Source organism: Pseudomonas sp. DP-17 (assembly GCF_022380625.1).
GTDB lineage: Bacteria > Pseudomonadota > Gammaproteobacteria > Pseudomonadales > Pseudomonadaceae > Pseudomonas > Pseudomonas nitroreducens_A.
This window is the reverse complement of the sequence record NZ_JAKSXG010000013.1, coordinates 274,879-288,654: the sequence shown is the minus strand read 5'-3', so window position 1 is coordinate 288,654 and position 13,776 is coordinate 274,879. Positions and strand designations below refer to the sequence as shown.

13 protein-coding genes and 1 pseudogene are annotated in these 13,776 nt (G+C 65.7%); 8 read left to right on the top strand and 6 right to left on the bottom strand.

Annotated features, from left to right (window positions below; all coding sequences use genetic code 11):
* Positions 1–22 precede the first annotated feature (22 nt).
* Positions 23–181: pseudogene (locus MJ122_RS21600) on the top strand (JAB domain-containing protein); the annotation flags it as partial.
* Here the strand turns inward: MJ122_RS21600 and MJ122_RS21595 are convergent.
* Together MJ122_RS21595 and MJ122_RS21590 are read right to left on the bottom strand one after the other, a co-directional pair.
* Positions 155–724: a hypothetical protein gene (locus MJ122_RS21595; RefSeq protein ID WP_239745985.1), complete on the bottom strand. Its 570-nt coding sequence runs from the start codon at positions 722–724 to the stop codon at positions 155–157. The pseudogene MJ122_RS21600 and the gene MJ122_RS21595 sit on opposite strands and share 27 nt — an antisense overlap.
* An 8-nt stretch (positions 725–732) precedes the next feature.
* Positions 733–2,304: an ABC transporter substrate-binding protein gene (locus MJ122_RS21590; protein ID WP_239745984.1), complete on the bottom strand. Its 1,572-nt coding sequence runs from the start codon at positions 2,302–2,304 to the stop codon at positions 733–735.
* A 365-nt stretch (positions 2,305–2,669) separates the two neighbouring features.
* On the opposite strand from MJ122_RS21590, the gene rpmB reads away from it, so the two are divergent.
* Together rpmB and rpmG are read left to right on the top strand one after the other, a co-directional pair.
* Positions 2,670–2,906 (top strand): 50S ribosomal protein L28, encoded by a 237-nt coding sequence (rpmB, locus tag MJ122_RS21585; RefSeq protein WP_015479545.1) that lies wholly within the window; start codon positions 2,670–2,672, stop codon positions 2,904–2,906.
* Between the two features lie 12 nt (positions 2,907–2,918).
* Positions 2,919–3,074, top strand: coding sequence for a 50S ribosomal protein L33 (rpmG, locus tag MJ122_RS21580; RefSeq protein ID WP_017520721.1), 156 nt, complete (start codon positions 2,919–2,921; stop codon positions 3,072–3,074).
* A gap of 115 nt (positions 3,075–3,189) precedes the next feature.
* Here the strand turns inward: rpmG and MJ122_RS21575 are convergent, their stop codons facing one another.
* Positions 3,190–3,552: a cupin domain-containing protein gene (locus MJ122_RS21575; RefSeq protein ID WP_024762072.1), complete on the bottom strand. Its 363-nt coding sequence runs from the start codon at positions 3,550–3,552 to the stop codon at positions 3,190–3,192.
* A 300-nt stretch (positions 3,553–3,852) separates the two neighbouring features.
* On the opposite strand from MJ122_RS21575, the gene MJ122_RS21570 reads away from it, so the two are divergent.
* Both MJ122_RS21570 and MJ122_RS21565 read left to right on the top strand, forming a co-directional pair.
* On the top strand, positions 3,853–5,346 hold the full coding sequence (locus MJ122_RS21570; protein ID WP_088419889.1) for an aldehyde dehydrogenase: 1,494 nt from the start codon (positions 3,853–3,855) through the stop codon (positions 5,344–5,346).
* Positions 5,347–5,645: 299 nt separating this feature from the next.
* Entirely contained in the window at positions 5,646–6,815 is a 1,170-nt protein-coding gene (locus tag MJ122_RS21565; RefSeq protein WP_239745983.1) for an MFS transporter, read from the top strand.
* Here MJ122_RS21565 and MJ122_RS21560 read toward each other — a convergent pair.
* From MJ122_RS21560 to dadR, 3 genes are all read right to left on the bottom strand, one after another.
* Positions 6,812–8,365, bottom strand: a complete 1,554-nt coding sequence (locus MJ122_RS21560; RefSeq protein WP_239745982.1) for a phospholipase D family protein — start codon at positions 8,363–8,365, stop codon at positions 6,812–6,814. The genes MJ122_RS21565 and MJ122_RS21560 overlap by 4 nt on opposite strands.
* A gap of 69 nt (positions 8,366–8,434) precedes the next feature.
* The gene (locus MJ122_RS21555; RefSeq protein ID WP_239745981.1) at positions 8,435–9,754 is read right to left on the bottom strand and encodes an FAD-binding oxidoreductase; all 1,320 of its coding nucleotides are present in this window, start codon (positions 9,752–9,754) and stop codon (positions 8,435–8,437) included.
* Positions 9,755–9,903: 149 nt separating this feature from the next.
* Positions 9,904–10,392, bottom strand: a complete 489-nt coding sequence (gene dadR, locus MJ122_RS21550; RefSeq protein WP_015479539.1) for a transcriptional regulator DadR — start codon at positions 10,390–10,392, stop codon at positions 9,904–9,906.
* A gap of 172 nt (positions 10,393–10,564) precedes the next feature.
* On the opposite strand from dadR, the gene MJ122_RS21545 reads away from it, so the two are divergent.
* From MJ122_RS21545 to MJ122_RS21535, 3 genes are read left to right on the top strand one after another with little or no spacing between them, the layout of a single operon-like run.
* Positions 10,565–13,129, top strand: a complete 2,565-nt coding sequence (locus MJ122_RS21545) for a YdbH domain-containing protein (protein ID WP_239745980.1) — start codon at positions 10,565–10,567, stop codon at positions 13,127–13,129.
* Positions 13,130–13,146: 17 nt separating this feature from the next.
* Positions 13,147–13,338: a YnbE family lipoprotein gene (locus MJ122_RS21540; protein ID WP_015479537.1), complete on the top strand. Its 192-nt coding sequence runs from the start codon at positions 13,147–13,149 to the stop codon at positions 13,336–13,338.
* Positions 13,339–13,352: 14 nt separating this feature from the next.
* Entirely contained in the window at positions 13,353–13,697 is a 345-nt protein-coding gene (locus MJ122_RS21535) for a DUF1318 domain-containing protein (RefSeq protein ID WP_239745979.1), read from the top strand.
* The last annotated feature ends 79 nt before the right edge of the window (positions 13,698–13,776 follow it).

Genomic DNA, 13,776 nt, shown 5'->3' with positions numbered 1-13,776 from the left:
ACTGAAAGCAGAATAGTCCATAAACAACCATCCTTCGGGCATCTGCGAGCCGAGCCAGTCCGATGACCTTCTGACCCGACGCATCGTCCAGGCGCTGGCGCTGATCGATGTGCGCGTGCTGGATCACTTCATCGTCGGTGACGGCGAGCCGCAATCAATGGCCGAGTTGGGGCTGGTCTGAGGCGCGCCGCTGGATGTCGCGCAGCAGGCGCCGGCGGATCAGTCCGCTGATCGGCCGGATGGCCAGCCAGTAAGGAGTGAACAGCAGGCGGCTGCGGCGGTCCGGGCAGTGCACGCGGGTTTCCGTGCGGACATGGATGAAGCCGCTCCGTTCGGCTGGCTCGCAGGAGAAGTGCAGCACCAGCCTCGCCGTGCCGGGCTCGGCGAAGCGCCGGAAGGCGTCGCCGTCGGCGCAGGGGCGCAGGCCGAAGTCGCTGCGCCAGAAGCGTCCGATCAATCCGTAGGCGATCTCGCTGTCGCCTTCGCGGCCCAGCAGGGTGAACTCATGCAGGCCGAAGCGCGGGCGCTCCGCCAGGGCATTGCGCAATCCCAGGCGCAGGGCAAGCCGCGCCGGCGCCTCGCGGATCTGCAGGAAGCGCTGTACCAGCGGGTCGTGCTCGGCGGTCAGCTGGCTTACGGCGTCCAGCACCTGCCCGGGCGACGCCCGCATGGTCAGCGAGTGCCGCTCGGCGAACTGGAACCCGGGCAGCAGATGGTCGAGCAATTCGCTGCTCAGAGCTGCACCTTGGAGTAGTCCTGGCGGCCGAAGGGGCTCACCGCGTAGCCCTTGACGTTCTGGCGGATCAGCGCCGAGGCGGTCGGGTGTGCCAGCGGCAGCCACAGCGCCTGCTCGTGGATGATCTGCTGCGCCTGGTGATACAGCTCGCTGCGCTTGGCCTGGTCCGCTACCGCCTTGCCCTGGCTGATCAGGCCGTCGAGCTTGTCGTCGCAGTAGCGCGCGAAGTTCAGCCCGGATTTCACGCTGGCGCAGGAGAACTGCGGGGTGAGGAAGTTATCCGGGTCGCCGTTGTCGCCGGCCCAACCCATGAACAGCAGGTCATGCTCGCCGGCCTTGGCGCGACGGATCAGCTCGCCCCACTCGATCACGCGGATCTCGGCCTGGATGCCGATCTTTGCCAGGTCTGCCTGCAGCAATTGCGCGCCGACGCTGGGGTTGGGGTTGAGCAGGCTGCCGGAGGGGCGGGTCCAGATGGTGGTCTTGAAGCCGTCCTTGTGCCCGGCTTCGGCCAGCAGCGCTCTGGCCTTGTCCAGGTCGCGGGGGTAGCCGGGGATGTCCTTGGCGTAGCTCCAGGTGTTCGGCGGGTAGACGCCGTCGGCGGCAGTGGCGCTGCCGGCGAACACGCTCTGGAGGTAGGTGCCCTTGTCGAAGGCGAGATTGATCGCCTGGCGTACCTTGGGATTGTCCAGCGGCGGGTGCTGGCTGTTGATGCCGACGAAGGCGGTCATGAAGGCCGGAGTCTGCTCGACCTTGAGCTCGGCGCTCTTCTGCGCGGCCTCGACGTCCAGCGGCTTGGGCGACAGGGCGATCTGGCATTCGCCGCGCTTGAGCTTCTGCAGGCGCACGCTGGCGTCCGGGGTGATGGCGAATACCAGGTTATCCACAGCCGGCTTGCCGCCGAAGTACTGGGCGTTGGCGGCGTAGCGCACCACGGCGTCCTTCTGGAAGCGCTTGAAGACGAAAGGCCCGGTGCCGATCGGCTGGGCGTTGAGCTTCTCCGGGGTGCCGGCCTTCATCAGCTGATCGGCATATTCGGCGGAATAGATAGAGGCGAAACCCATGCTGAGCATCGCCAGGAAGGTGGCGTCCGGGTGGTTGAGGCTGAAGCGCACATGGCGCCCATCGACCTTCTCCACGGCCTTGACCAGGCTCGGCAGCTGCATCGACTGGGCATGGGGGAAGCCGCTCTGCGCGACCTTGTGCCAGGGCTGGGCCGGGTCGAGCATGCGCTGGAAGCTGAACACCACGTCGTCGGCGGCAAGCGTCCGGCCCGGCTTGAAGTAATCCGTGTGGTGGAAGGCCACGCCATCGCGCAGCTGGAAATCATACGTCAGGCCGTCTTCGGAGACCTTCCAGCTTTCGGCCAGGCTTGGCACCACCGCGCCTTTGGCGGCGTCGAAGTCCACCAGGCGGTTCATCAGCACGTCGGCCGAGGCGTTGGTGGTGGTCAGCGAGTTGTACTGGACCACGTCGAAGCCTTCGGGGCTGGCTTCGGTGCACACGCTCAGCGAGGCGGCACTGGCGAGGGCGGGGGAAAGAAGGAGGGCTAGGAGGGTAAGACGCATGACGAACTCCGTGTGAGCTGGCAAGATGCCCATCCGCGAGGCTGGGCGGGTCATGCAAGGCTGTTGTCAGCCTCGAAGGAGCTACCCTAGACCAAGCCGCTGCCCGTCACAACGATGACAGGCGACGAACGGCACCAGTGCCACGGCCCACGGGGGCTGGCGTCGAGTTTTCCGAGTCATGCTTTCCCTTGCAGCGCTGGGTGTCTTTCTGATATAAAGCTGCGCTCTTTTCTGGGGCCCTGCTCTGATCCTGCGACTTCCTCGCGGCGAAGCGGCAGTTAAGACCCCGGTGAAACTGAGAATCCTATTGAGTTAAGCAGCCAACCCATGCCGGGTTTGGCATGTGGTTTACAGAGGGCTGAGCCATGTCGAGAGTTTGCCAAGTGACCGGTAAGGGTCCGGTTACCGGGAACAACATTTCCCACGCACACAACAAAACCCGTCGCCGTTTCCTGCCGAACCTGCAGCACCACCGTTTCTGGGTAGAATCCGAGAAGCGTTTCGTGCGTCTGCGCGTTTCCGCTAAAGGCATGCGTATCATCGACAAGCGTGGTATCGAGGCCGTTCTGAACGACCTGCGCACCCGCGGCGAAAAATTCTAAGGAGCTGCAGTCATGCGCGAACTGATTCGTCTGGTGTCCAGCGCCGGTACCGGCCACTTCTACACCACCGACAAGAACAAGCGTACCAAGCCTGAGAAAATCGAGATCAAGAAATACGATCCGGTTGTTCGCAAGCACGTGATCTACAAGGAAGCCAAGATCAAGTAATTGATCTTCGCCCTTGTGAAGAAACCCGCCCCTCATGGCGGGTTTTTTCTTGCTTGGGCAAAAAGCCCAGGCGAAAAAAAGCCCGCCGATTGGCGGGCTTTTTCATGTCCGGGGCTCAGGCCTTCTGCTCGAAGATCACGTAGACCTTGCGGCAGGGCTCCAGCACTTCCCAGGTGCCGCTGAATCCGGCCGGGATGACGAAGCGGTCGCCGACGCGCACGGTCTTGGCACCGCCGTTGGCGTCACGGATCACCGACACGCCCTGGAGGATCTCGCAGTACTCGTGCTCGGTGTAGCTGACGTTCCAATGGCCCGGCTCGCCTTCCCAGATGCCCACGTTGAACTGGCCGCAGTCGCTGGCGTAGTGGTTGCGCACATTCTGCGCCGGGTCGCCCTTGATGATGCGGTCCGGAGCGGGGCGGTAGTGTTCGGGGGCGGTGGTGGCCTGGGCGAAATCGACGATCTGCTCGACGTTCATGGCGGTCTCGGTTCTTTAGAGTTGTTGGCGAGAGTGCGTGCGGGCACGCGCAGCGCTGTTGGATATTTACTCCGAAGCGGCTGTCGGAAAACCATCAGCCGACGAATCAGGGCAGTCTATGTTTAATAAAACGAACGTGACAAGGCCATTTGGCCGCATAGTGTAAAAAATATTGAAAATTGGCGATCTCCGGTTTAGGGTGGCGAACAGCATGCGTTTGCTCCGCCTTGCGGAATATTTGACAGCGCGCCCGCCCGGCGCCTGCACCTGATAAGTACATTAATAAGAGGACACGTTGTCATGGGTAACCTCACTCGCGCCGATTGGGAAGCTCGCGCCAAGGACCTGAAGATCGAAGGCCGCGCCTTCGTCAACGGTGAATACGTCGACGCCGCATCCGGCGCCACCTTCGATTGCATCAGCCCTGTGGATGGCCGCTTCCTGGCCAAGGTCGCCAGCTGCGACCTGGCCGATGCCGAGAGTGCCGTGCAGGTCGCCCGTGCCGCCTTCGACTCCGGCTCCTGGTCGCGCCTGGCCCCGGCCAAGCGCAAGAAGGTCATGATCCGCTTCTCCGAGCTGCTGCTGGAGAACGCCGAGGAACTGGCCCTGCTGGAAACCCTCGACATGGGCAAGCCGATCAGCGACTCGCTGAGCATCGACGTGTCCAGCGCCGCCAACAGCCTGCGCTGGAGCGGAGAGGCAATCGACAAGATCTACGACGAAGTCGCTGCCACCGCCCACAACGAACTGGGCCTGGTCACCCGCGAGCCGGTCGGCGTCGTCGCCGCCATCGTGCCGTGGAACTTCCCCCTGCTGATGACCTGCTGGAAACTCGGCCCGGCGCTGTCCACCGGTAACTCGGTGATCTTGAAGCCCTCCGAGAAGTCGCCGCTGACCGGCATCCGCATCGCCCAGCTGGCCATCGAGGCCGGTATCCCGAAAGGCGTGTTCAACGTCCTGCCGGGCTTCGGCCACACCGTCGGCAAGGCCCTGGCCCTGCACATGGACGTCGACACCCTGGTGTTCACCGGTTCGACCAAGATCGCCAAGCAGCTGATGGTCTACGCGGGCGAATCGAACATGAAGCGCGTCTGGCTGGAAGCCGGTGGCAAGAGCCCGAACATCGTCTTCGCCGACGCCCCGGACCTCAAAGCCGCTGCTGAAGCTGCCGCCAGCGCCATCGCCTTCAACCAGGGCGAAGTCTGCACCGCCGGCTCGCGCCTGCTGGTGGAGAAGTCGATCAAGGCCGAGTTCGTGCCGATGGTCGTGGAAGCCATCAAGGCCTGGAAACCGGGCAACCCGCTGGACCCGGAAACCAACGTCGGTGCGCTGGTCGACACCACCCAGATGAACAACGTGCTGAGCTACATCCAGGCTGGCCACGACGACGGCGCCAAGCTGGTTGCCGGCGGCAAGCGCACCCTGGAAGAAACCGGCGGCACCTACGTCGAGCCGACCATCTTCGACGGCGTGACCAATGCCATGCGCATCGCCCGTGAAGAGATCTTCGGCCCGGTGCTGTCGGTCATCGAGTTCACCGATGCCGAAGAAGCCGTGCGCATCGCCAACGACACTCCGTACGGCCTGGCCGCCGCGGTGTGGACCAGCGACCTGTCCAAGGCCCACCTGACCGCCAAGGCGCTGCGCGCCGGCAGCGTGTGGGTGAACCAGTACGACGGCGGCGACATGACCGCTCCGTTCGGTGGCTTCAAGCAGTCCGGCAACGGCCGCGACAAGTCGCTGCACGCGTTCGACAAGTACACCGAGCTGAAGGCCACCTGGATCAAGCTCTGAGGACGGTTCGGAGGGGCTGCGCGTCGGCCATGCTGCGTTGAGAACGAATTTTGGCTGCTCATTTACGGGCGTAAACTCCGCGCCAAAATTCGTTCTCGCCTTGCCTGGCTCTAGCTCGCTCCCTCCGTAGCGAATTTTGCAATTCAGGCCGGTCTTGGTCGGCCCCGATCCAGGGGCCGGCTCTGACAAAGAGCCACACCCGCGGCCGGGTTTCCCTCAGGGAAGCCCGGCCGCTGTGCATTGCGCATCGGGCACCCCTCGCGCCTGGCGTGCGCTCCGGATGGAACGGGAGAAAGACAATGCGTTGGGGACCGTATTTCGCTGTGTGTGCTGCCGTCATCAGCATCGGTCTGGCCCTGGGCCTGACCATGCCGCTGGTTTCGCTACGCCTGGAAGGCTGGGGTTACGGCAACTTCGCCATCGGTGTCATGGCGTCCACGCCGGCCGTGGGCGTGCTGCTGGGTGCGATGATTGCCGGGCGCCTCGCCTCGCGGGTCGGCACGCCGCTGCTGATGCGCCTGTGCCTGCTTTCCGGGGCCTTCTCGGTCGGCCTGCTGGCGCTGCTGCAGAGCTACCCGGTCTGGCTGTTCCTGCGCCTGCTGATCGGCGTGCAACTGACCGTGGTGTTCATCCTCGGTGAAAGCTGGATCAACCAGTTGGCTGTCGAGAAATGGCGCGGTCGCCTGGTCGCCCTGTATGGCACCGGCTACGCACTGAGCCAGCTATCCGGCCCGGTGCTGCTGACCTTCATCGGCACCGCCGACAACCGTGGCTTCTGGTTCAGCGTCTGCCTGCTGGTGGGCGGCTCCCTGCTGCTGCTCGGCCGTACCGGCGCCCCCAAGGTCGACCCGAACAGCGCCAACGGGCGCGGGCTTTTCACCTTCTGCGGCCAACTCCCAGCCATCGCCTGGGCGGTGGTGCTGTTCGCCGGCTTCGAGGCGATGATCCTCACCTTGCTGCCGGTCTACGGCATCCAGCAGGGCTTCACCCAGGCGGTGGCGCTGGCGATGGTGAGCACCGTGGTGGTCGGCGATGCGCTGCTGCAACTGCCCATCGGCTGGCTGGCCGACCGCATCTCGCGGCAGATGCTGTTCAAGGGCTGCGGCATCGTCCTGTGCGCGAGCAGCCTGGCCATGCCGCTGTTGCTGCAGCACATCGCCATCTGGCCGGTGCTGGTGCTGTTTGGCGCGAGCGCGGGCGGGCTGTTCACCCTGTCGCTGATCCTCATCGGCGAGCGTTACCGGGATGACGCGCTGGTCCGTGCCAACGCGCACATCGCCCAGCTCTGGGGCATCGGTTGCCTGATCGGGCCGCTGGCGACCGGCGCGGCCAGCCAGTGGATCAGCGGCCATGCGCTGCCGCTGGTGATGGCGCTGGGGGCGGCGGGCTTTGTGATTCTGGTGAGCCTGCGCGGGCTGCCGCCGGTAATGCGCTCGACCGACGCCGCGCTGCAGCAGGAGCGCTCCTAGAGCATCTTCTCCAGGCCGATGGCGCCGGCGATCCACGCGTTGAGCCGGCGCCAGGCGTTGCCCGGCTCCCGCTTGAGCGTCACCAGCTTGCCGCCGCGCTCCTCGATCCAGACCAGTTTCGGCGGGTCGCTGTTCGGCGCGATCTTCACCTGGTAGCTGACCCTCGGCGACATACTCGCCAGCGCCAGGCGGCGCACCTGCTCGGCGAGTTCCGGGCTGTCGACGATGATGCCGACCTCGGTGTTCCACAGCACCGAGCGCGGGTCGAAGTTCAGCGAGCCGACGAACACCTGCTGCTGGTCGAACACCGCCGCCTTGCTGTGCAGGCTGGCGCTGCTCGAACCGCGCACCATCCATGGCGCCCCGGACAGGCGCTGGTCCGGATCGGCGCGCAGCTCGTAGAGCTTCACCCCGTGGTCCAGCAGTTCCAGCCGATAGGGCGCATAGCCGGCGTGCACGGCGGGCACATCGGTCGCCTCCAGCGAGTTGGTCAACAGGCGCACGCTGACGCCGCTGTCGGCGCGCTGGGTCAGGTACTCGACGCCGGCGCTGGTCGGCACGAAATAGGCCGAGACCAGGATCAATTCCTTCGAAACTCCGTCGAACAGCGGTTGCAACTGGGTGCTCAGCAGTTGCTCGGAACCCCGCTCGCCCTTGTCCAGAACCTTCAGCGGGGTGTCCCACACTGCCTTGCCTGGCGCCCAGACCAGATTGTCCAGCCAGTTCTGCAGGTGCGGGCGGTCGCTACTGCGGTTCAGTCGGGCGATGTAGCTGGAGCTCTCCACTCGCTCCTTCGCCAGGTAGTGGTCCAGTCTGCGGCGCATGTGGTTGAGCTCGTCAGGGGCCGGCTCGCTCCACAGGTAGTCCTCGATCGGCCGGCTGATGCGGCTGTTCCAGTACTGGTCGAAGCTCTGCCCCAGCGCTTGCGCTACCGGCCCGACGCCCATCAGGTCGAGGTCGCTGAAGTTCATCTCGGCCTTGGCGTCGAAGTATTCGTCGCCCAGGTTGCGGCCGCCGACTATGGCGACGCTGTTGTCCGCCAGCAGCAGCTTGTTGTGCATCCGCCGGTGCTGCTCGGAGAGGTTGAACAGCCGCCCGAGGTTGCGCGTGATGCCGGTGCTGCGGCCCAGGTGCAGGGGGTTGAACAGACGTACCTGGATGTTCGGGTGGGCGGCGAGAGCGCCCAGTTCGTAGTCCCAGCCATCGCTGCTGGTGTCGTCGATCAGGATGCGCACGCGCACGCCGCGGTCCGCTGCGTGCAGCAACTCGCGGATCAGGGCGCGGGTGGTGAGGCCGTCGTGGACGATGTAGTACTGAATGTCCAGGCTGCGCTGGGCCTTGCGGATCAGCTCGGCGCGGGCGAGGAAGGCGTCGACGCTGGAGGCCAGCAGGTGGAAACCGGACTGCCCGGGATGGGCGGCCGCCTGTTTGCTGATCTGGTTGTCCAGCCGGGTGCCCTGCACCGGCAGCACGTGTGAAGGCTCTGGCGGCGGCGCGCTGGCGCAGCCAGCCAGGGTGAGCAGGATCAGCAGGAACAGGCGTGGAAGCAAAAAGAAGTCTCCGACAAGCCCGCCGATGGCGGGCTGCGGAAGATTCTAGCCGCTGGATCGCGCAGGCGGTCAGCCGCCGAGTGTTTCCTTGAAGCGGTACCAGGCCATCCCCAAGGCCAGCAGTGGCGAGCGCAGCAGCTTGCCGCCGGGGAAGGTGACGTGCGGCACCCGGGCGAACAGCTCGAAGCCGCTGCCCTGCTGGCCGGCGATAGCCTCGGCGAGCAGCCTGCCGGCCAGGTGCGTTGCGTTCACCCCATGGCCGGCATAGGCCTGGGCGAAGTACACGTTGGGCTGGTCGGGCAGGCGACCGATCTGTGGCAGGCGGTTGGCGCCGATGCCGATCATGCCGCCCCACTGGTAGTCGATGCGCACGTTCGCCAGGTGCGGGAACACCTTGAGCATCTTCGGCCGCATGTACGCGGCGATATCCGCCGGGTCGCGTCCGGAGTAGTGGCAGGCGCCGCCGAACAGCAGGCGGTTGTCGGCGGAGAGCCGGTAGTAGTCCAGTGCCACACGCTGGTCGCATACGGCCATGTTCTGCGGCAGCAGGGCGTGGGCCTGTTCGGCTGACAGCGGTTCGGTGGCGATCACGTAGCTACCGGCGGGCAGTACCTTGCCATCGAGATAGGGATTCAGCCGGTTCTGGTAGGCGTTGCAGGCGATCACCAGGGTCTTGGCGCGCACGCTGCCCCGGGCGGTGCGCACGCGCACTTCGCTGCCGTAATCGATGCTGATGACGGCAGAGTTCTCGAACAGCCTGACGCCCAGGCTCTGCGCTGCGGCGGCCTCGCCCAGGGCGAGGTTGAGTGGGTGCAGGTGGCCCGAACCCATGTCAACCATGCCACCGACGTACAGGTCGGAGCCGACGATGGAGCGCATGTCCTCTTTCGGAACCATGCGCAGCTCGTGGCGGTAGCCGAGGCTTTTCAGCTCGTCGAAGTCTTCCTGGAAGCCTTCGACGTCCGACGGCTTGTTGGCCAGGTCGCAGTAGCCCCAGGTCAGGTCGCAATCGATGGCGTACTGCTCGACGCGGCGGCGGACGATCTCCACCGCCTCCAGGCCCATCAGCTTCATGGCGTGCACACCGTCGGCGCCCACCACCGGCTCGAACTGCTCCAGGCCATGGCCGACACCGCGGATCAGTTGCCCGCCGTTGCGCCCGCTGGCACCCCAGCCGATCTGGTGGGCTTCCAGCAGGATCACCGAGAGCCCGCGCTCGGCCAGTTCGATGGCCGTGTTCAGCCCGGAGAAACCGCCACCGATGACGCACACGTCGGCCTTTTCCTCGCCGGCCAGGGGCGGTACTTCGAGGCGGCGGTTGACGCTCGCGGCGTAGTAGGACGGGGCGTGGCGGTCGGTGTGCACCGGCTGGCGAACGCGGGCGTTCATGTGCGATATCCTGATTATTGTGTTGTTAAAATTTTACGCAGGATAAACGCCGACTTCCCGTGCAGCCAATAGCCACACGGGAAAAAACGCCGGAAGTCGTAAACAGATCTCTTGAGATTGCCGCGAACGGCGGGGAATCAGCCCGCTTTTCAGTCAGGTATGGGCAGCGTGAGGCTTTCCTTCACCTCTTCCATCACGATATAGCTCTTGGATTCGCGCACGTGGGGCAGTTTGAGCAGGATGTCGCCCAGCAGCTTGCGGTAGGAGGCCATCTCGGAGATGCGCGCCTTCACCAGGTAATCGAAGTGGCCCGACACCAGGTGGCATTCCAGCACATGGGGCAGCTTGAGCACCGAGCGGCGGAAGTCCTCGAAGGTATCGCCGGACTTGTAGTCCAGGCTGATCTCGACGAACACCAGCAGGCTGGCCTTGAGGTACTGCGGGTTCAGCCGGGCGTTGTAGCCCATGATGATTCCCTCGCGCTCCAGCCGGCGCACGCGCTCGGTGCACGGCGTGGTGGAGAGGCCGACGCGCTCGCCCAGTTCGGTGAAGGAGATGCGGCCTTCCTCCTGCAGGATGCGCAGGATGTTGCGGTCGATCTTGTCCAGTTCGCGGCGGCTTTGATGCTGGGTTCTCATGGGAAGGACTCTGAAGTCGAGCGATGAGCTTTGGGGGAATGTCGGCAATATAGTCGGTTGTGCAGGGAATATCACTGGCATCCCTTGAACTTCCCGCGCCGGACGGCCAGCCTGTAAGCCGAGGCTGCGTTCCTGTCGGGCGAAGCCGGCCGTTTTCCACCGAGGTTTTTGCATGTCGCTGCCCCGTCCGCGCACCGTTCTCCTGCTGCTGTTGCTGCTCCTGGCAATGGCGGTCGGCGCGGCGTGGCTGGCGATGCCGCGCCTGCTCGCCAATGCCGGGATCAGTGTCGAGCGGTGGCAGGGGCTGGGCGTTTCCCGCCAGGGCCTGACCCTGCAGCGGCTGGCCCTGCAGCACCAGACGCCGGAAGGCGCACGCCTGGCGGTCCAGCTGCAGGACCTGCGCGTCGGCTGGCCCGAACATGAAGACGGCCGCTGGCGCTTCAAGGAGCTGGCCGCCGGCAGCATCGACGTGCGCCAGTGGCCGGGGCAGGACGCGCCGGAGGAAGACGCCGCACCACCGGACATCGCCCAGCTCAACCGTTGGCTGACGCTGCTGCCCGGACGGCTGGCGCTGGAGCATGTCGTCGTCGAATTGCCCTGCGCTCGCGAACAACGCTGCACCCTCAACGGCAGTGCCCACTGGCAGCAGATCCAGGGCGGCGCCGCGGCGCTGGGCGGCGAACTGCGCCAGGGTGGCCAGCAGCTGGCGTTCAACGGCCTGCTGCAGCCCGGCGAGGGCCAGTGGCGCCTGCAACTGGACAGCTACCTGGACAACGAACAGCTGCTTTCCCTGGATTCCAGCTGGGCGCCCGCCAGCCGCCAGCTCAATGGCAGCCTCGCCACTCCCGCCGTTCCGCCGGTTCAGGCGGTGCGCAACTGGCTGGGCATGTGGCTGCCGACGCCGAACCTGCCGTTGCCGATCCCCGAGGCCGGGCGCCTGCGCCTGAGCTGGGACACGCAACTGGCCGGCGACGCCGCCTGGCCGGACTGGCCGGGCCTGCGCGATGGCCGTGGCAGCGTCGATCTTTCTCTGCAACTGCCGCAACCCTGGCCGCTGCCGGGCGCGGGCAGCCTGCAGGGCGATCTGCGGCTGATTGCCAGTGCGACCGATAAAGGCTGGCGCCCCTCGGTGGTCAGCGGTGACCTGCGACTTTCCGATCTGTACGGCGATTGGTTGCAGGCACTGCCGGTCGGCCTGCGCCCGGCGCGACTGACGTTGCATCTGGAGCCCGGGATAGAAGAAGAGGCTGGCAGCGTGCGCGCCGACCTGCGCGCCGTGGGGGCCGCCGACCTGCGCTTGCGCTCCCGTGTGGCCCTGCGGGAGGCGACCCCGCTGGCGTTGCAACTGAATGACTCGCGGCTGGAGGGCAAGATTCCGCATCTGGAACTGGCCGGCCTGCGCGGTGATAACGGCCGCGTCGACCTGAGCTTCGACGCTCGGTTGGATCAGCAATCGGCGAGTTTCAACCTGGCCGATGGTGGGCAACTGCAGGTCGGCACGCTGATCGGCCCGCAGTCGCTCAAGGCCAGCAAGCTCGTCGCTACTCTGGGTAAAGGTACGCTGAGCGTGGGATACGCCAGCGATACGCCTGCCACCCTGCAACTGGACGCCCCGCTGAAGCTGGCCGTGGGCGAGCTGCGCCAGCCCCACGTCAAGCCGCTGTCCTGGAGCGCCATGGGTACGCTCGCCGCGAGCCTCGACGCCCAGCAGTTCAAGGGCCGTCTGTTGAACAGCGGCGGGCTGAATGCCGAGGTCGACCTGAATAGCTCGGCGAAGCAGGGTGTCGTGCTGCTCGCGCGGCAGGCGGAGTTTTTCCTGCGCACCGGCAACCCGGTGGAAAAGTCCCTTGCCGACTGGCCGGGCCTGCTCAGCCTGAACAACGGCAAGGCCAGCTTCGACCTGAACTGGCGCCTGCCGCCGGGCGCGGCGCCGCAGAGCCTCGAGCTGAACCTGCGCGGCAGCGGACTGGAGGGCGTCTATGACCGCAGTGAGGTCCATGGCCTCGACCTGCAGGCGAAGTTCGCCCTCAAAGGGGCGCAGATGGAGCTGCAGTTGCCGCAGGTAAAAATCGCCTCGCTCAACCCCGGCGTGACCCTCGGCCCGCTGTCCCTGCAGGGCAGTTACAAGGCTTCGCTGAACGCGCCATTGGCTGGGCGGATCGATTGGCAGCAGGCGGAGCTGGGGATGTTCAAAGGCCGTGCCTGGCTGCCGGCGGGAGCCGTGGACCTTTCCGCCCTGGGCCAGGGTCTGATCCTGAAGCTGGATGGGCTGGCGCTGGAGGCGATCCTGGCGGCGTATCCGGCGGAAGGGTTGTCCGGCAGCGGGATCATCGATGGCAACCTTCCGCTGGGCCTGCACGAGGGCAAGCTGGTCATTCGCAGTGGCGAAGTGGCTGCGCGCGAGCCGGGCGTGCTGCAGTTCCGCTCGGAGAAGATTCGCTCGCTGGGGCAGAGCAATCCGGCCATGCAACTGGTGGCCACCGCCATCGACGATTTCCGCTACGACAAGCTCAGCAGCCGCGTGGATTATGATGAATCCGGCAAGCTGCTCCTTGCCATGAGCCTGAGCGGGAGCAATCCCGCGCTGGAGCAGGGCCGGCCGATCAACCTCAACGTCAATCTGGAGGAGAACGTGCCCAAGCTGCTCACCAGCCTGCAACTGAGCGACCGGGTCAGCGACACCATCCGCAAGCGCGTGCAGGACCGCCTGCGCAACGACCCGGCCGCCGCGCCATGACCGCAAGGAGAACCCCGATGCGCCTCCGCGCCTTACTTCCTTTCCTGCTCCTGGCGGGCCTCGCCCAGGGCTGCACGCCCACCGTGCAGCTGGCAGCGCCCAAGGAGCCGATCAACATCAACCTCAACGTGAAGATCGAGCACGAGATCTATATCAAGGTCGACAAGGCGCTCGACGGCATCATCAACGAGAACAGCGGCCTGTTCTGAGAAGGAGCCTTTTCATGAGATTGCACCGCAAACTGGGCGTCGCATTGCTCGCCCTCAGCCTGAGCCTGCCGGTCATGGCGATGAGCCTGGAGCAGGCCATGTCCGCCCTGGGTGGCGCCAAGTCCCAGGGCCTGGTGGGCGAGCAGGCCGACGGCTACCTGGGCGTCGTGAAGAACGGCGGTGACGCCGCCGAAGTTGCCGCGCAGATCAATGCCGCGCGCCGCGCCGAATACCAGAAGGTCGCCAGCCAGAGTGGCGCCACCCTCAAGGACGTGGAAGCCCTGGCCGGCAAGAAGGCCATCGAGCGCACGCCATCGGGGCAGTACGTACAGGTCAACGGCCAGTGGGTGCGCAAGTAAGCACGCCAAGGGGATTTCCCTGCTCGCCGCCGCTGCCGGCGGCGAGTCCGGGGTGCTGCGGCGGAAGCAGGTAATTCCC